Source organism: Tundrisphaera lichenicola (assembly GCF_051175385.1).
Classification (GTDB): Bacteria; Planctomycetota; Planctomycetia; order Isosphaerales; family Isosphaeraceae; genus Tundrisphaera; species Tundrisphaera lichenicola.
On the sequence record NZ_CP195106.1, the window covers coordinates 5,059,451 to 5,077,151 of the forward strand.

Here is a 17,701-nt window from a genome sequence, read left to right on the forward strand (position 1 = left end):
CTAAATCGTTAAAGCCTCGACCACCAGGCCAAGGCGTATACTATTTAGAGTAACTTAACGGGGTGTGGGCTGGCCATAGGAATTGGAGCCCCCGACTCGGATTCTTGCGGAGCTATCTCCCGAATGCTCGACGCACTTGTCATTGCCCCGCATCCGGACGATGCGGAACTCGGAATGGGAGGAACGATCGTCCGCCTAATTCATCAAGGGTGGAAGGTCGGAATTCTCGACCTGACCAGCGGAGAGCCCACGCCACTCGGAACACTTGAGATCCGAGCGAAAGAGACCGCCGAAGCCACACAGATCCTTGGCGTTTCCTGGCGGAGGAACCTGGGCCTGCCCAATCGTAATTTGGAACCCTCCCTGCTCCATCGCCGGGCTCTCGCGAGTGTCTTTCGGGAAGTCCGACCACGGCTCCTATTCGCCCCATTTTGGGAAGATGCCCACCCTGACCACACGGCCGCTACCAAGCTTGTGGAGGACGCAAAGTTTTGGAGTAAACTCTCTAAGAGCGACATCCCCGGAGAGCCATTCCACCCATCTCGCATCCTCTACTATTTCAGTGTGCATTTGCGGATCGTGGAGCGACCGAGCTTCCTCGTTGACATCTCCGACCAGATCGAACGAAAACTCGATTCGATGAAAGCTTACCGATCCCAACTCGTCGACAATCAGACGTCGGGCAAACCGACCGTTATCGACTCGGTCGTCGATCGAAATCGATTTTGGGGTCATACCATCGGCGTTCGTCACGCCGAACCCTTTGCCAGCCGCGAGCCGATCGGGTTGTCTGGGCTGGACGGGTTATTGCTCTGATCGGCCTCATTTTGCGTTGGCATAAGGGCTTCGAGGATATTCTTGCTTGAGGCGTTCCAACGTCTCGGCGGCGCGATCCGAGACCCCGAGTTCCTTCCAGAGAATGGCGATCTGGGACAGGGCTCTGGCATGCTCTTCCTTCTCGCGACTGAAGAGCAGATCAGTGTGCAGGAAGGCGTACAGGGCGTCTCGATTTCTTCCGGCCGCGTGCAAGCAATCGCCCAGGGTATTGTGCGCCACAGCCTGGGTCGCGGCGTCTTCGGGCGGTGACTCCTTGATGACGCCCCGGACGGTAGCCTCGGCCTCGGCGAATTTCTTCTGGGCCAGCAGGGTCTCCGCCTTGTTGAGCTGTGCATCTCGACGCTTGGCCGATCCTTGGGGGGATGAGGCGATCACTTTATCGAGTTCGGAGATCGCCTGATCGAGTTGCCCTTTACGCGTCAGGATCTTGATCCGGAAAAGCGCAGCTCGATCATTCCCTTTGGGGAGATTCGTGAGTTCCTTCAGGGTTGCTTCGACTCCTGAATAGTCTTCTCGCGAAATCTGGAGCTTGGCCAGGGACTCCAGCGCAAGCCCCATGTGCCTGCCATTCCTGTAGGTCCTCGAAAAAGCCTCGAGGGCCGAAGTGGCCTCGGCGACTTTACTCGCGTCGTTGGAAGCCTGCTCCACCAAAATTCGGACCTGGCCGAACGCGGAGTCCTCGGCGATAAACGGCTTTCCGATCGCTTCGCTCTCGGCCTTCTTGTAGAGATCCGCCGCCTCGCTCAGCGCATTCGCCGACTCCTTCGCCTGGGCCTGATCGAGGCTGGCGGGATGCCCGTCGTAGCTGATCGAGTCGACCTCGTTCGTTGGTATCGTCGTGACTGTATTGCCCAGCTTGACTTCGACCTTGGTGGGCGACTCGGATATCACTGTGCCCCGGACCAAACCTCCCGCTGCTCCCTTGGTCGTCGCGTCCGGCGTTAAAGTCACCACGTCAGCCAGGCCGACCGTTATCGAGATCAGCGGCAGGGCGAAGCCCGAGGCAACGCTCGCCAGAAGTTTGTGGTGTCGACTCGACATCGGGATTCGATCCCTTTCGGAGGACTGTGGGGGACGACGAGGAATTTCGATCAATCGGGTCGGTTACCGTAAGGCGAATGACAGGGATCCGCGATCACTTTCCTAGCTTTCCGGCTAATTCCTGATACTTCGCCTTCATCTCGGGGTCGCCGAGATCCGGAGAAAGCCTCATCACACTGGCGAGCGTCTGTTTGGCGAGGGCGAGATTACCTTGTCGCTGGAGGGCGACGGCTGCGTGATACCAGGCTTCGAAGTACTCCTTCGGCTTGGGCCTCATCCCATTCAACCTCAATGCGAGGGTGCGCCAGTAAGAATAGGATTTGTTCCAGGCTAGCTCATTGGCCTCTGCCCGGGCGTCCGCGAGATAACCTCTCTCCATTAGGGGCTCGAGCAAGCGCTTGTGCGCCGCGATGATCTCTTCCAGCTTGGATTCGGCCTCCGAAAACTTCTTCTCACCGCGGAGCGCGGCGACCTGCCTGATCCTGACGACGAGCAACCGATCGTTCGCTTTGGGGTCTTTCTGAAATTCGGGATCCTTGGCATAGAAGTCGAGAATTCGGTTGAAGACTTCATTAGCTTGCTTCGAGTCGCCTAACTTCAGGAGGTTATCCCCCGCAAAGAGTAGCGACTCGTAGGACTGACCAGACTTGCTATCCACCAACGCCCCGAGAAACTTCCGGAAGGCCTGCTGAGTCCGTTCCATTCCAGCTCGGTCGTTCCGCTTCTTTAAGGCCTCGATCTCGCGGACAAGGAGTTTACTCAGCTCGTAGTAGAGGAGTGTCGCGTCGGTCCCTCCTCCGATCGATTCGAGCAACTTCATATCCGCAATCGCCAGGTCCGTCTGATTGGTGGCGACGTGGGCGCGGAGGATCGCGGCGAGGACCCGGGAATAGGATGTGGTGAGGGAGGCCGATCGGGTGGCCGTGCTCAGGTTCTTGGCGATCGGTTCGAGGATAGCGAGGGCGTCGGCGGGCTTTCCGGTCTCGAGTTTGATGATGGCGAGATCGCACGAATTCGAGACCACTCCAGGATCGGTATTGGGAGCGTTGGCCTCTCGACGTGATTTGAGCGCGAGTTCATACTTCTCGGTCGCCAGCTTGACCTCGGCATCGGCTCCTGCTCCGTTTCCTCGATCTCGGAGAACAAGGCTCTGCTTCCAATGGGCTTCGCCGCAGGAAGCCTGAGCGTCATTCCATCGTGTCGAGGAGGCCCGAACGGATTCAAAAGCCGAGATCGCCTCGGAATACTGGCCTCGGCCCAGCGCTATGAGGCCGAGGGTGAGACGACCCGAATCGCCCTGTTCTGACTCCGACCAGGTTTCTGAAGTGTATCGAGCGAGCGAAACCAGCCGGTCGAGGTCGCTCGCCCGATCGCCGAAGGTGTATTTGTTATACGCCTCGACCATCGCCTGCATCGCCAGATCAGCGGCCTTCGGGGACCATTCGTAACTGGGGTAATTCCGGGCAACATGCTCGGCAATGACCGCGGCCTCATAAAAGCGTTTGGACATGAAGAGGCTGTAGGCGAGCGTGAAACGGGCCTTGTTCACCTTCGTGGCATCACGGACCGGGTTGGTTTTGCGGATGGCGACTTCAAGGAGGACGCACGATTTCTCATATTCGAGGACCGCGATGGCCTGTTCGGCCTGCGCCATCGCCTCGTCATAAGAAAGCTTGGCAGCATCGTTTGCACTGATGATCGCGTTCGGTCGGTATTCCTGGAGGAGTTCGATCGCTTCGGACTTGAAGGGAGACACGACCCTCACGACGTCCGCCAGTCGATCGGTGGCCGTTCGAATCGCTTTGTCGCGATCTGCGGGAGCGATCCCGGGCAGTTGGGCGATGATATTCTTGCCCAGCTCGAACTGGACGCCCAGCGCGTTGTACGAACGCCGGTCGTTCGGGAACATGTTGAGCCATCGGGCGCATTCGTCGGCGGCGAGGGCATACTCCTTACGTTTCCCCATCACGATGATTCTGAAGTAGTCGACTTGCTTCTGGAGCGTGCGAAGGGCGGGGTCGGGATGGTCAATCAGCTCATTGTAGATACCCATCGCCTCGCCGAGCTTTCCCAACTCCTCATAGCATTTCCCCTGCCACATCCGGGCGGTGAAACCTGCCAGCTGAACCCGATATCGCTTGTAGATATCATCGAAAGTGGTCAGAGACTTTTCGAGGAGATCCGTCCGCTCCTTGGACCCGGCTCCGAATGTCTGAGACTCGTAATAATCGACCACGGATCGTTGCAACTCGGCCTGCATCAGAGAGTTTCGGACGCGCTCTCTCTCGGACTTCCTGGGGTCATCCGGGGGGATGAACTTCGGGTAGGTCTCCAGCTTGGCGTTGAGACGCTCGAAGGCTCGCGAGTACGCTTCGCGGGCATTCGCATAATAGCCCCGAGCCCCGGCAAGCTTGTTTTCCTTCTCCGGTCCATTCCGGAAGTCACCTGCAAGATCGACCTCGGTCAACCCCCGCTCGTAAAGCAGATGTGCCAGGTCGACGAGGGCCTCGGTCGTCTGCGGGAGGTCGGGGTTGGCCTTGACGAAGGATTCGATCTTGATCTTGGCCTGATCGAGCTTCTCTTTGCTTGCGTCGGGATCGCTCGCGTGAGTCGCGGACTCGATCAGAGTCCGACCCTCCTCGAAATCGATGGTTCGTTTCAGGTCATCCGGCGTATCGGGAGCCTGTCGGAGTTGATCCAGATACTCTAGTGCGAGGTCGTAATATCCCCGCTCTCGGAGCCCTTGGACGAAATCGGCGGCAAACCGGGGGTCGTCGCCCGCCTGGACCGTCGAGATGAAAACCAGCAAGAGAGCCGGCACGATCGAACGGACGAGGCTGCCTCGGAGCATGAATGGCTCCAATGAAGTCGACGTCACGACGTAAGTGTTACGGGCGACGTCCGAAAGTCGACAGGGTCATCAGTTTAATCTACGTCGTTCTCGACGCCATCGTCAAGCGGTCCGACCTCTCCAATGACCGGGCCAGGGTTGCCCCGGTCGAGTCCGCCGCCGTATGCTTTTCGATTGCCAAGGAATCCAACCCGAACAGTGGAGAACGACTTCCATGTTTCGCTCAGCTGTTACCTTCGGACTCCTCGCCTTGCTGGCTGCTCCCAGCTTTGCCGAGGAAAAGTCAGGTCAGGAATGCTCGCCCGGCAAGGATCGCGTCTTCGAGATGCGCACCTATTACACTCACGAGGGGCGGCTCCCGGCCCTCAACAAGCGATTCCGCGAGCACACAACCGAGCTTTTCAAGAAGCACGGAATGGAGAACATTGGCTACTGGACGCCGGCAGAAGAGAAGGACGGAAAGAACGAGAAGTTGGTCTACCTGCTCGCCTATCCCAGCATGGAGGCGCGTGAGAAGTCCTGGAAAGCTTTCGGCGCCGATCCCGAATGGCACAAGGCTCGTGACGCCAGCGAAGCCGACGGCAAGATCGTGAAGAAGGTTGAATCGGTCTTCTTGAACCCGACCGACTACAGCCCGATCAAATAAACGAAAAAGAGTGAGAACTTGAAATGTCGATCGACGCCGTTACCGGATTGAGGGAAGGGCTCGGCGTCGACGATATCCGCCGGGCCTCGAAACGTCTCGCACCCTGGGTCCACCGCACCCCTGTCATGACCTCTCGGACTCTCGATGAGATCACGGGCGGCTCGGTCTTCCTGAAGTCGGAGAATCTTCAGAAGGTGGGTGCCTTCAAGATTCGAGGGGCGATGAACGCCCTCCTTCAACTGGGAGAATCCGCCAGGGCTACGGGGGTGGTCACTCACTCGTCGGGCAATCACGCGCAAGCTCTGGCTCAGGCGGGGAAGTGGCTCGGGGTTCCCGTCTGCGTGGTCATGCCAAGGACGGCCCCCGCCGTCAAGCGAGCGGCCACGGAAGGTTACGGAGCCCGAGTCGTCTCCTGCGAGCCGACCCTGGCTGCACGCGAATCGACGGTCGAGGGCCTGATCCGGACTCACGGCTACACCTTGATTCATCCATTCGACAACTGGGATGTGATCGCCGGTCAGGGCACGGCAGCCTGGGAGTTGCTCGACCAGGCCGGGCCGCTTGATTTGGTGCTCTGCCCCGTGGGTGGGGGAGGCCTCCTTGCCGGAACTGCAGTGGCGGTAAAGGGGCGATCTCCGGCTACTCGCGTGATCGGGGCCGAACCGAAACAGGCCGACGACGCCCAGCGATCCCTGTCGACCGGCACTCTCCAGCCCTCGGATGACCCGAAGACGGTCGCCGATGGATTGCGGACATCTCTGGGCGAACGTCCCTTCTCGATCATTCAGGAGCGAGTGGACTCCATCGTGACAGCGACCGAGGCCGAGATCCTCGATGCGATGAAGTTCGTCTGGGAACGATTCAAGATGATCATAGAACCGTCGTGCGCGGTCCCGGTCGCCCCCGTCCTCAACCGGCAAGTAAAGGTCGATGGGCTGAGGGTCGGGATCATCATTACCGGTGGAAACGTCGATCTCGGGCCATTATTCGAGGCCCTGGCAGCGAAATGGCTGTGAGTTAGGGTCAGTGAGTTATTTGAGAAGACTTGGATTCTAGGGTCGAAAGCGGTCCTACCGATCCCGGATTCGATGCAGGGCTCGACGTATGGGCGGGCGATCGCTCAACTAGAGTGATAAACTGATTGAATCGAACAATCCGCCGAACCTCGAACCGCCCCTGGAGCCCTGCCTGCCGTGGCCGACAATCATTCCTTCGACATCGTGAGTGAGGTCAATACCGCCGAGATGCACAACGCCGTCGTGCAGGCCCAGCACGAGATTGCCGTTCGGTATGACTTCAAGGGGACCAAGGCAAGCATTGAGTACGATAAGAAGGAAAACAAGCTCACCTTGCATGCGAACAACAAAGGCCAACTGGATACCGTGATCCAGATGCTCAAGGAGAAAATGGCCAAGCGAGGAGTTGCCGTTAACGCCCTGAAACGCGGCAAGATTGAGGAGGCCACTCACGAATCGGTCCGAGAGGTCATCACGCTCCACGTCGGCATCGAATCGGAGGATGCGCGGAAGATCGTCAAGGACATCAAAGGGATGGGACTGAAGGTCCAGTCTCAGATCATGGATAACAAGGTCCGGGTGACGGGTAAAAAGGTCGACGAGTTGCAGTCGGTGATCGCACATTTGAAAGAACACGGGCCGGAATATCCGCTCCAATTCAACAACTTCACCTGAGCCGCAAGGTTCCCCGAACGGGACCCTCCGGTCATCGGATTTCTACCGATGTTCGGAAACGGTCGAGCAGTCCGGACGGTCGGGCCGATCTAGCCAACGATTCGGTTCTCTCGCGCCGTCGCCGAGCGTCGGAGCGGAGAGGGTCGAGAGTCATTGGCTTTAGGAGGGCCGACATGGGCTTCTTGAATGGTCGCGTCACGTATGCTCGGTTCCGGGTCGGCGGAGAGAGTCCCCTGCCCTTCGGCGAAGAGACCCTGGAGAAGGCCAACCAGCACTTGATCGGCCGCCACGGATCGGGAGATCCAACGGACGGGGTATCCGTGGGCTGGGCGGGCGGCGACCACGTCCTGGACACGACGATCGATTTCGGTAAGAACTTGCTCAACGACGCATTTCACCTGGCGATCCGGGTCGACACCGACAAGATCCCCGGGACGCTCCTACGGGCCTACACCAAGATGGAGACGGATGCCCGGGCCCGGATGAATCCGAGTGGTTTCCCGAACAAGGCCCAGCGGCAGGAGGCCAAGGAGGCTGCCAAGGCCAGGGCCGAGTCCGAAGCCGCCGATGGTCGATTTCGACGGATGGCGCAGTACCCTGTCCTCTGGGACGGTCAGTCGAACGTCCTGTATGCCGGCACGGCGAGTCTTTCAGTGCTCGATCGACTTCAGACGCTCTTTCGAGAAACTTTCGACCGAATCCTCGAGCCGATCAGCGCCGGGAGCCTGGCCCACTCGATGGCCGAGGCCCGAGGTGAATCGGGTCGAGTCGAGACTCTCGGGCCGATCGGATTTATCGGCGAGGATGGCCACTCGTCGGTGGCATGGTCGGATACCGACGTGGCGCGCCCTGATTTCTGGGGCAACGAGTTCTTGATCTGGCTCTGGCATGTCCTTCAGGCCGACGGGGATACCGTCGCTCTGCCTGACGGCTCCGACGTGACGGTGATGCTCGCCAAGACCTTGACGCTCGACTGCCCCCGGGGTGAGACTGGCCGAGATCAGTTGACCACCGAAGGGCCAACCCGCCTGCCCGAGGCCTTTCGGGCGATTCAGGCGGGCAAACTCCCGCGTAAGGCTGGCCTGATCCTGGTCCGCCACGGTTCGCAGTATGAACTAACTCTTCAGGCGGAGACCCTGGCTGTGACCGGTGCAGCCCTGCCGAAGATCGAGGGTGTTTCCGGTCACGATCTACAGGTCGCGCGGATCGACGCACTTCGTCATCTGGTCGAGACTCTCGACCTGCTGTACGATGCATACGGTCGGTGCCGGACCGGACCCGATTGGACCGGCGAACTCGGCCGGATCCGCCGATGGCTCCAGGCGGCTTGACGAGGAAGGAGAGATCAGCGGTTTACTCGCGGCCCTGCAGAAACGAATTTGGCCGAAAGTAGACCGCGATCCGCTTGAGGCCGATGGGCAACTATCGACAGCACATCGGCTTCGCCTGGTTTCTCGGAGTTGGATATTCGGTCGCGACGTACCTGATGTTGGGCGTCCACTGGTTTTATGGGACCGTCGCGACCCTCTTGACGACCCTCGGAGGGCTCTTGCCCGACCTGGATTCGGCAACAGGAGTCGAACTCAAGGGTTTTACCGGGATCCTGGGAGTCCTCGCGGCTGTAGCGGTTTGGGATTCCGTCGGTCGGGCCGACCCGAGGCCCATCTTCGAAGTCCATCTCTGGGCCATGGTCCTGGCTTACATCGGGGTTCGGCACGGGCTCCGCCGAGTCCTTTCTCGATTATCCAAGCATCGAGGGATTAGCCATAGCCTGCCAACCTGCGCCGTCTGGGGACTGGCGACTTATCTCTTCTATCCCAGCAACTACCATGGACTTCGGGTGTTGATGGGGGTGGCGGTGATGGTTGGGTTCTTTTCGCATCTCTTGCTGGACGAGATTTGCAGCGTCGATTTGAGGGGAGCCAGGGTTAACAAGGCTTTCGGAACAGCTATCAAGCTTTGGGCTCCCTCGCCCTGGACCACGGTCGCGATGTATGGACTTCTGGCCTATCTTTCCTGGCTGACGATCCAGCGTTGGCCGATGGATCCCACGACCTTCGACCTGCCTGCACTCGATATTCCGATTCAACGATATGCCTCGGCGCTCGCCGAGAAAATCCGCAGAGCGACCCATCCTTGAGGCTCGAGGCCAGGCGGATCGATCGAAATTGGCGCGGCGATTTTCCCTCATGAACGCTACAATCCCGTGAATAGGGTCGTTTGCCGACCGACGTTCCAGGAGTTGGCCCACGTCAGGGAGATGCGTTCCGATGCGTCAGTTCGTCCACTCTTTCCTGATCGCCGCGATTGTCGCTTGTCTCACAACGGTCGCGTCTGCTCAGGTTCCAGCCGACGGCAAATCCGCGGCCAAGACCGCGACCGCTCCGCCGCGGCCCGCGATCCTCGATCAAGTACTCGCGACCGTGAACGGTGAGACGGTCACTCGGGGCGAACTTTATCAGCACCTGAATAGCGCGGGTATCCCACCCGGAGCCATCAGCGAACAGGAGATGTACCGGGTAGGGCTCGAAGGTCTCATCAACTTCAAGCTCGTCAACCAGTTCCTCGCCAAGCAGAAGATCGCCGTGACCGAAAAGGAGATCGACCAGGAATATAAATCCTTGGAGGAGGCCCTCAAGAAGGACGGGCAAGATATCGGCGTCGCCTTGGCCGCGGCTGGAATCTCGAAAGCCCAGGTTCGTGAAGAGATGAACAAGAAACTCCGATGGCGGAATTACGTCAATGCCGTCGCCACCGATGCCAATCTGAAGAAGTACGTGTCCGATAACAAGGACGTGTTCAACCAGACTCAGGTCCGCGCCAGCCACATCGTCCTTCGCGTGGAGCCATCGGCCCCTGCGGCCGAAAAGGAAGCGGTTAAGCAGAAACTGCTCGCGATCAAAAAAGAAATTGACGCCAACAAAATCTCCTTTGCTGACGCAGCCAACAAGTATTCGGAAGACGATGGAAACAAGGCTAGTCCGAGCGGCGGTGACCTTGGCTATTTCCTCCGCAAAGGTCAGTTCGAGCCCAAGTTCTCGAATGCCGCTTTCGAACTCAAGAAAGGTTCGATCTCGGAACCCGTCGAAACTCCTTTTGGTTACCACTTGATCCAGGTAACCGATCGGAAAGAGGGTACTCCGATCGACTACGAGCAGAAGAAGCTATCCATCCAGAATGAGTACGCCATGGAGCTTCAGGAACGGATTGTAGACCAAGAGAGAAAATCGGCCAAGATCGACATTAAGCCGATGCCCGACGATCTCTTCCCGAAAGCCACGCCTCCCGGTGCTAGCCCAGCGGCGACTCCCGCACCGAAGTAACCTCTGTCGCTTCAAAGTCGGAAATCGAAAGGCCGGTCCTCGAAATCAACGAGGCCCGGCCTTCCTTGTTCAAGCGTCGAGATCGGAAAGATCGAGTCGGCCTAATTCCTTCAGTTCGATAAATCTGCGATAAGTCTCGGCGACTCCCTCGTCGAGAGTGGTCCGAGGGAATGGACCGAGCTGGGCTTCCAGTCGCGAGTCGTCGAGATCTGGAGCGATCGGCAACTGTCGATCGCCATGGGTCACCCGATCGACTCCCGAGGCCCTGCGGAGCGACTCAACGAATCTCTCGATCGGGACGACCGTCCCCCGGACATTAAACGCGTCGGCCCCTTCAAAAGGTGCCGAGAGTGACCTCAGGAAGGCGGCGGCCACGTCACCAACGTACTGGAGGTCTTGAAGGCCCCCATAGCTGATTGCGAAGGATCGCCCGGCTGCGACCGCCTTGATTGCCTTGGTCGGCTCGCTGGTCACCCCGAAGTCACGGCCGACGCCGTAAACGGTCCAGGGACGCAGGCCGACGCTGGAGATCCCTCGATCAAGCCAGTAGACACGGGCGTTCAACTCATTGCAGACCTTGAACGCACCATAATGCGTCAGGGGAGAGAGGCGAACCTCGTCGCCGATTGGTCCGGGGGTGGAGGGATCGGCCGGGCCATGAACAGCGGCCGAGCTGGCATAGACCACCCGCTCGACTTGCCCCTTGAGTGCACAGGCCGCTTCGAACACCGCCAAGGTCCCCAGGACATTCACCCTGGCTCCGAGCAAAGGATCGTTCCGACAAGTCGGGACTTGAAGTCCTGCCAGGTGAAGGAGATGAGTCGCTCCGACTTTCTCGGTCGCCGCTCGAACGGCCACGGCATCCGAGACGTCACCCGGGACGAAGTGCACTCGCTCCAATTGTTCGTCACCCAGCAGGAGAGCGAGCCTATGCTTGTCCTCCTTGAGGTCGAAGATCCAGATCTCTTCGCCCTTCTCGATCAATTGTCGAGCGACCCAGGATCCTATGCAGCCGTAGCCGCCCGTCATCAAGACGCGCACTCTCGAACCTCCGATCAACTCGTTTCGGCCTCAGGAAGGTCCGAGCTCGTGGGATTCAGTCGAATCCGTAATTGGTCCAGCGCGGCTTCGAGCCGCTCCCAGGTCACCGGTTTCTCCAGGTAACCATCGACCCCTGCCTCGCCGATCCTCTGCTGATTGAGGATCGTCACGTCGCCGGTCAAGGCCAGGATCGGCAGACTCTGGAACTCGGGATCATTCCGGAGTGCCAGAGTGGTCTCGACGCCGTCAAGTCCCGGCATGTTCACGTCCATCAGGACTACCATCGGACGTTCCTGTCGGACCAGTTCCAGAACCTCGCGGCCATCCCCTGCCTCGAGGACGCGATAACCCATTCGGCGGAGGACCTTGGCCAATGTCCGGCGACTATCGACGTGGTCCTCGGCGATCAGGATTGCACCATCGAAGCTGCGAGATGGCTCACCCTGCGGGGCCTCGGCTCGGGCCGACTCGGTCGTCAAGACCGTGTTCGGGAGCGAAAGAATGAATGTGCTGCCCCGACCGGATTCGCTCTCCAGCAAGATTTCGCCTTGAAGAAGGTTGGCAAGACGCCGACAAATCGCAAGCCCCAAGCCCGTCCCTTCTCCGAGGACACGCTGTGGATGTTCGAGGACCGCGAATTCATCGAAGATCTTGAGATGGTCGACTTCGGCGATTCCAACGCCCGTATCCTGGACTCCAATCACGATCCGCCCGCTCGGCCGCTCGGCGAAGAGCCGGATCTCTCCGCGATCGGTATAACGCAAGGCGTTGGAGAGGAGATTGGATAGGATTTGCTTGAGTTTGGCCCGATCGGTCTCCAGTCGAGCGTCTTCGAGATCCCCCAACTCGAGTCGAACCGCGAGGCCCTTAGCCTGAGCCTGTGGTAGGATGCTGGAGAGGCATTCGGAGAGCGTGGCTTTGAGCGCAAAACGCGATGCCTCCGCACGAGTCGCACCCGCGTCGATCCGGGTCAGGTCCAGCAAGTCACTCAGTAAGTCGAGGACGTTGCGGACCGCATTGCGGATGGTCCGGAGGCACTCCTGAACTTCCGGATCGTCCTGGTCCTTAACCTGGGACTCGAGCAGCTTGGCTGAGAGGACGACCGCGTTGAGAGGCGTACGAGCATCGTGCGAAAGCGCCGACATGAGCCGACTCTTGTGGATCGATTGCTGCTCCAGTTTGCATTCGAGCTCGACCCGGTCGGTGATGTCCAGGCAAGATCCTAGAAAGCCGAGGAATGTACCTCGCGTGTCGTGATAGGGGGCTCCTCGGTCGGTGACCGAACAGAATCGACCCTCCCGATTTTGGAGCCGGTAGACGCTCTCGTACCCTTCGCGTCGCTCGAACGCGAGCCGAAAGGTCTCGAGGACCCGGGTTAGATCCTCGGGATGAACTCCCTCTTGCCAACCTTCCTGGGCTTCTTCCGAGAGAGATCGACCTCGAAAAGCGAGCCATGTTTCATTGAAGAAATCCCGAGATCCGGATTGATCGGCACGCCAGATCATGACCGGCGACTTCTCGACGATGGCACGGATTCGAGCATCGGAGATCGCCAGGTCCTCTTCGAGCCGCTTTCGGTCGGAAATATCTTGAGCAACGGCGACGGCACCGACAATCGTGCCATCAGCTCCCGCCATCGGAGCGGCGTAGATGCTGGCAACTCGATCACCCGTGTGATCAGGCCAGATCACGTCCTCCTGGATGATTGTTTCTCCCCGGAGGGCGCGATAAATCGGGAACTCTTCCGGTTGATATTCCCGACCATCGAAATGGAAAAGATGATAATAATTCGCCAGGTTTGAGGAGTTGATCCATCCACCCGTCTCGCTCTCTTCGAAACCTTGGAGCCGGACGGCCTCGCGATTGAGGCTCAAGACCGAACCATCCACCTCGGCGACCCAGACTCCGATCGGGAGATTGTTCAAGAGCGTCTCGAGTTTGATACGTTCCGACTCCGCAGCCGTTTTGCGAGTCTCGAATTCATCCAGGATCGACTGGCTGCGGCTCTTCGAATCTGCTTCAAATTTTTGGACCGATTCGGCAGTGGCTTCGTCGATCACTTCGTCGATCGCCCTGCTCGTTGCCTCGATCCAGTCGATGTCGTAATTCTCGGAGCGGGCCAAGGCGAAGGTAGCCCGCATCAAGGTAGACCGGAGGTGTCCGAGCTCGGTGACGACCTCGCCGATTTCGTATCCTTGATTCCAGCGATGCTGTCCATGCTTTTGAGCTGTTGGGGTGGTCTCCGCCGTCCTACCTCGAAGCCGCTCGGATAGCCTGTCCAATAATTCCGGGATGTGATCTACAAACTCTTTAGTCGACAACTTCTCCGAACCGGGAACGTCCCCGTTCCGATCGACGGTATTCCTCCAGATTTTGAGGATCGCGTCGATCCGCTGATCGAGATGATCCGCCAGTATGGCGGTCTCATTCATAATTGATTTCCATTCAATCCAGCGTCTTTGCTGCCTTAAACCGGCCCAATTGTTGAATCTTCGGATACCGATTCTCGCCGAGGATTTCTAGTATCTTACTCCCGTTAGGGTGATGTCAAGATCGCGTCCTGACATCCTCCGCTCGGCGCAAAGACTTGAAACTTTGAAGAATTTCTTGCGAGGGTCGATTGATCTTCGAGTCGATCGGCGCTCACGGCTCCTCGATCTTCGACGTTGATCAACTGCCCGCCCGATGAAAGATGCTAGGCTCGATTTTCGGGAGGCCGAAGAGTCGATCATGAAGCATCTGTTCGAGCCATTCGAGGTCACCGATCAGGGTGGCGGCGGAGAATTGATCGGTCGAGCTGGTGGGTTGGGGGGGGAAATTCTGGAGCATCGTAAATCGATCGGGCAAGGGAGGATGGGGCGAGTCTCGGTCAACTTCTCGCACGACGAGCAATCGAAGCCTCATTGCCTCCAGGAGCGATTCCGGAAGCTTCAGCCAGAAAAGTCGGAAAGTCGCGTATAGGTTATGCTCGTTGCCCACCTCGGAGAGATGTTGACTTAGAATTTCTCGGAAGATCGGCTGAACGAGTGCCACTTTCATCAAGGCAGTGGCGGCAACCGGCCCCCCGGCGATGCCGGCTGAGGCTCGGTCCGCACGGGCTTCCTGCCCTCGGGCGATCGGACCGACCAAACGGAGTGCTGCAGATTGACAAATTTCGGACCAGAAGCGCAGAGGTCCCCAGACCCGACCATCCGGGTCGTCGAGTGCTCGACCGAGACCTTCGATGAGCCTGATCGAACCGACCGAGCGAGCGGGATCACCCTTGGCCATATGGGCCAATTCATGGGCCAGGACCGCTCTCAACTCTTCTATGGAGAGTACGTCAAGGAGAGGTAAACCCAGCAGGAGCGCCGTGGATCGACGCCAGGCTACTACTCCGCAACAGGGCAGGAACGCCAACCGGATCTCCTCGGGAGGTCGGACACCCAGCCTCCTGGCTATGTCGACGACTTCGTCGAAGATCCCGGGTGCATCGATCCGACGAAGTCGTGGCCCGAAATCGTTGTCCGGATTTTTTGATTCCGAGGCGATCCAGATCCCTCCAACCATCTTCACCAGGTCATCCAGCCCATCAAGTTCGTCGTCGAGCCATCGCCGGATGGCCGGGATGATCCAACCCATCGATAACATGACGATGGACACCGCGACGACGCCTGCGTGATAGACCCAGGGGAGGACCCGCAGGGTCGCACCTCGAACGGCCAGAGTCAATCCACCAACCGGGGGTGGTTCGGGAGATCTCGATGGGGGCGCTTTCTTCCGGGCCGTGAAGGACCGGCCACATCCGGGACATCTCAGCCGCAGGTCGGACCCGGTGTCGGAACTCAGGAGATCAAGCGGCGATTTACAACCAGAGCAGACCAGTCCGAGGGGGGGCCGATCGCGACGCATCGACCCGTCTCCAACGTCGTCGCCCGAAGGCCGATCTTGTTTTTATGACAATTGTCCGATGATCCCTTGACGATCGGACGACACTTGTCTTAGGATACGAGGACCGGAGACCTTGGTCAACCCGGCCCACCCCCGGCGACGGACGCGTCGCCAATCCGTCGGTGCCTTCATCAGCGAGACGATCGATCATGGCCAAGCCGCCTCTTTCCATACCGGATTCGGAATTAGACGTTCTCAAGGTCCTCTGGGACCGTGGCCAGGCCTCCGTCCGTGACGTCCTGGAGACGCTCAAGGCGGCCGGGCATACCGGTGAAAAGGGCCAACCCTGGTCCTATGCAACGGTCGCTACGCTATTAGATCGCCTCGAGACCAAGAAGGTGATCGAGAGCGATCGGAGCGACCAGGCATTTGTCTATCGGCCGGTCGTCTCGGTCGGGGATGTCCAGCAAAAGAGAGTCGAGAGCTTGGTCGACAAGCTTTATCAGGGCGAGCCTGGATTGCTGGTTCTCCATCTTCTTAAATCACATCCACTCGACGCTCAACATGCCGGGGAAGTCCGTGCCCTGCTCGATCAGATGAAGACAGGTTCGGCCTCTCCTCCCACGCAAAAAGATTCGGGTAAGTCCGGCGGGACTGCTTCGTAGTCAAACTCCGTCGGGTCGTATCGTTGAGTTGGGAAATTCGAACCGATCGCCCGGTAGCGGTCTGGGCGGGAACTTTTGCGCCTCGTGCCAATTTTGATCGAGTGATCAAGCCCCGGAGACCGTCACATGGCCAGCTTCCGCCGAATCCGACCGGCTCACCTGATCGCACTCGTCCTGATCGTCCCGCCGATCTACAAGATCGGAGAGCGGTTCTGGCCCGCTCCATCTCCGGTCAAGGTCGATGCTCGGGCAGTCGCAGCCGGGTCCGAGCTATTCCATCACCAGTGGAAGATCAACGATCCGTTGAGTTCGGGAGACGGCCTGGGACCGATATTCAATGCTCGATCGTGCGTGGAATGTCACTTCCAGGGAGGTCCAGGAGGAGGCGGGCCGGTCGAGAACAATGTGACAATTTATGGAGCCTCCCCATCCCTCCTCCCCAAGGATAAGTCGATCCCGCCCTTGGGCGTGATTCATTCCCATGCAACCCGTCCCGATTTCCAGGAGCGTCTCAACTTGGTTTTGCCCGGGTTGCCAGGAACGCCCTCGATCGAATTGGAGCGGCTCGTTGATCCGAACTTTCGATGCACCATTCCCTCGGGCGTATTGATCACGCAGCGGAATACCCCCGCCCTTTTTGGTGATGGACTACTCGACGCGATTTCCGAGGACTTGCTCTACGCCGAGCAACGTCGAAATTCAAGTCTGGCGAGGATCGCAGGTCTGAGCCGAGCGAAGGACCCGAGCGTCCGTGGTCGAGTGGTCCGGATGGCGGATGGTCGGGTCGGTCGATTTGGCTGGAAGGCCGAATTCGCATCGCTCGACGACTTTGTCCGGGCCGCTTGTGCCAATGAGCTAGGACTATCGAATCCCTCGCGGAAGCAGGCGACTTCCCTGGCCAAGCCAGAATATCAGGCTCAAGGGATCGACCTATCAGAGGCACAATGTTCCTTGATGACCGACTACTTGCGAGACCTCCCGGCTCCCGTTCAAGTGCTCCCCTCCTCCGCGGGAGCGATCAAGCAAGTCCAGGAAGGATCGGCGACCTTTTCGGCCATCGGCTGTGCCGATTGCCATACTCCAGATCTCGGGACGATGAAAGGGTTCTACTCGAATCTGTTGATTCATGAGATGGGCTCCGACCTTGCATCGAGTAATGGATACAATGGCGACCCGCCTTCGACTCCTGGCTTCGACGATGAGGAGGGGGTTCCGCCCAGCGACACGGAATGGCGAACCCCTCCGCTCTGGGGCGTGGCCGATTCAGCTCCTTATCTTCATGACGGTCGAGCGAAGACCCTAGACGAAGCGATCGTGCTCCACGGAGGCGAGGCCCTGAACGTGGTGGAACGTTACAAAAAGCTGCCCTCGAGCGAGCAACGATCACTGATCGCATTTCTTGAGACCTTCCGGGCTCCGTCGGCGATCTCTAACGTGCCAGCCCTGGCGACTTCGGCTCATTGATTCGTGAGTTGGAGAGGCAAGCCCTTCGAGCCCGAAACGTCGGAATCGAAGGGCCGTCACTTTCCGCCCACTCCTGGATTTCACGGGATCCCCATGAGATGAGCGTCATCATCCTTCTCTGCTCTTGTGGAATGAGGATGAGAGCGCCGGGGGCCGTCCCGGGCCGATTGGGAAAGTGTCCTCGGTGTGGTTCATTCCTGAAGGTCCCCGAGCCCTCCTCGACGATAGTGGTACCGAACTCGCCATCACCGGCTATGGATGTTCAAAGGCCA

14 protein-coding genes are annotated in these 17,701 nt (G+C 58.9%); 9 read left to right on the forward strand and 5 right to left on the reverse strand.

The genetic code is table 11. From position 1 onward, the window contains the following. Positions 1 to 123: 123 nt before the first annotated feature. Positions 124 to 816: a bacillithiol biosynthesis deacetylase BshB1 gene (gene bshB1, locus P12x_RS19760; protein ID WP_435006371.1), complete on the forward strand. Its 693-nt coding sequence runs from the start codon at positions 124 to 126 to the stop codon at positions 814 to 816. A 6-nt stretch (positions 817 to 822) separates the two neighbouring features. Here bshB1 and P12x_RS19765 read toward each other — a convergent pair whose 3' ends face one another. Continuing rightward, positions 823 to 1,878 (reverse strand): tetratricopeptide repeat protein, encoded by a 1,056-nt coding sequence (locus tag P12x_RS19765; RefSeq protein ID WP_435006372.1) that lies wholly within the window; start codon positions 1,876 to 1,878, stop codon positions 823 to 825. Positions 1,879 to 1,972: 94 nt separating this feature from the next. Beyond that, a complete protein-coding gene (locus tag P12x_RS19770; protein WP_435006374.1) occupies positions 1,973 to 4,729 on the reverse strand; it encodes a tetratricopeptide repeat protein in 2,757 nt (918 codons plus the stop codon). A gap of 214 nt (positions 4,730 to 4,943) precedes the next feature. On the opposite strand from P12x_RS19770, the gene P12x_RS19775 reads away from it, so the two are divergent. The 6 genes from P12x_RS19775 to P12x_RS19800 all read left to right on the forward strand — a co-directional run bounded on the left by P12x_RS19775 (position 4,944) and on the right by P12x_RS19800 (position 10,389). Continuing rightward, the gene (locus P12x_RS19775; protein WP_435006376.1) at positions 4,944 to 5,375 is read left to right on the forward strand and encodes an NIPSNAP family protein; all 432 of its coding nucleotides are present in this window, start codon (positions 4,944 to 4,946) and stop codon (positions 5,373 to 5,375) included. A 23-nt stretch (positions 5,376 to 5,398) separates the two neighbouring features. Then, on the forward strand, positions 5,399 to 6,391 hold the full coding sequence (locus P12x_RS19780; RefSeq protein WP_435006378.1) for a pyridoxal-phosphate dependent enzyme: 993 nt from the start codon (positions 5,399 to 5,401) through the stop codon (positions 6,389 to 6,391). A gap of 177 nt (positions 6,392 to 6,568) precedes the next feature. Next, entirely contained in the window at positions 6,569 to 7,066 is a 498-nt protein-coding gene (locus P12x_RS19785) for a YajQ family cyclic di-GMP-binding protein (RefSeq protein WP_435006380.1), read from the forward strand. Between the two features lie 173 nt (positions 7,067 to 7,239). Continuing rightward, positions 7,240 to 8,397: a hypothetical protein gene (locus P12x_RS19790; protein ID WP_435006381.1), complete on the forward strand. Its 1,158-nt coding sequence runs from the start codon at positions 7,240 to 7,242 to the stop codon at positions 8,395 to 8,397. An 83-nt stretch (positions 8,398 to 8,480) separates the two neighbouring features. Continuing rightward, on the forward strand, positions 8,481 to 9,206 hold the full coding sequence (locus P12x_RS19795) for a metal-dependent hydrolase (protein ID WP_435006382.1): 726 nt from the start codon (positions 8,481 to 8,483) through the stop codon (positions 9,204 to 9,206). Positions 9,207 to 9,336: 130 nt separating this feature from the next. Continuing rightward, complete coding sequence (locus P12x_RS19800; protein ID WP_435006383.1) at positions 9,337 to 10,389, forward strand: peptidylprolyl isomerase; 1,053 nt, start codon at positions 9,337 to 9,339, stop codon at positions 10,387 to 10,389. Between the two features lie 69 nt (positions 10,390 to 10,458). Here the strand turns inward: P12x_RS19800 and P12x_RS19805 are convergent, their stop codons facing one another. From P12x_RS19805 to P12x_RS19815, 3 genes are all read right to left on the reverse strand, one after another. Then, the gene (locus P12x_RS19805) at positions 10,459 to 11,430 is read right to left on the reverse strand and encodes an NAD-dependent epimerase/dehydratase family protein (protein ID WP_435006385.1); all 972 of its coding nucleotides are present in this window, start codon (positions 11,428 to 11,430) and stop codon (positions 10,459 to 10,461) included. A 14-nt stretch (positions 11,431 to 11,444) separates the two neighbouring features. After that, a complete protein-coding gene (locus P12x_RS19810; protein WP_435006387.1) occupies positions 11,445 to 13,862 on the reverse strand; it encodes a PAS domain S-box protein in 2,418 nt (805 codons plus the stop codon). Between the two features lie 238 nt (positions 13,863 to 14,100). Further along, positions 14,101 to 15,321, reverse strand: coding sequence for a M48 family metallopeptidase (locus P12x_RS19815; protein ID WP_435006388.1), 1,221 nt, complete (start codon positions 15,319 to 15,321; stop codon positions 14,101 to 14,103). A gap of 188 nt (positions 15,322 to 15,509) precedes the next feature. Between P12x_RS19815 and P12x_RS19820 the strand changes: the two genes are divergently transcribed. Beyond that, the gene (locus P12x_RS19820; RefSeq protein ID WP_435006389.1) at positions 15,510 to 15,965 is read left to right on the forward strand and encodes a BlaI/MecI/CopY family transcriptional regulator; all 456 of its coding nucleotides are present in this window, start codon (positions 15,510 to 15,512) and stop codon (positions 15,963 to 15,965) included. 126 nt (positions 15,966 to 16,091) lie between these two features. Continuing rightward, entirely contained in the window at positions 16,092 to 17,429 is a 1,338-nt protein-coding gene (locus P12x_RS19825; RefSeq protein ID WP_435006391.1) for a di-heme oxidoredictase family protein, read from the forward strand. The last annotated feature ends 272 nt before the right edge of the window (positions 17,430 to 17,701 follow it).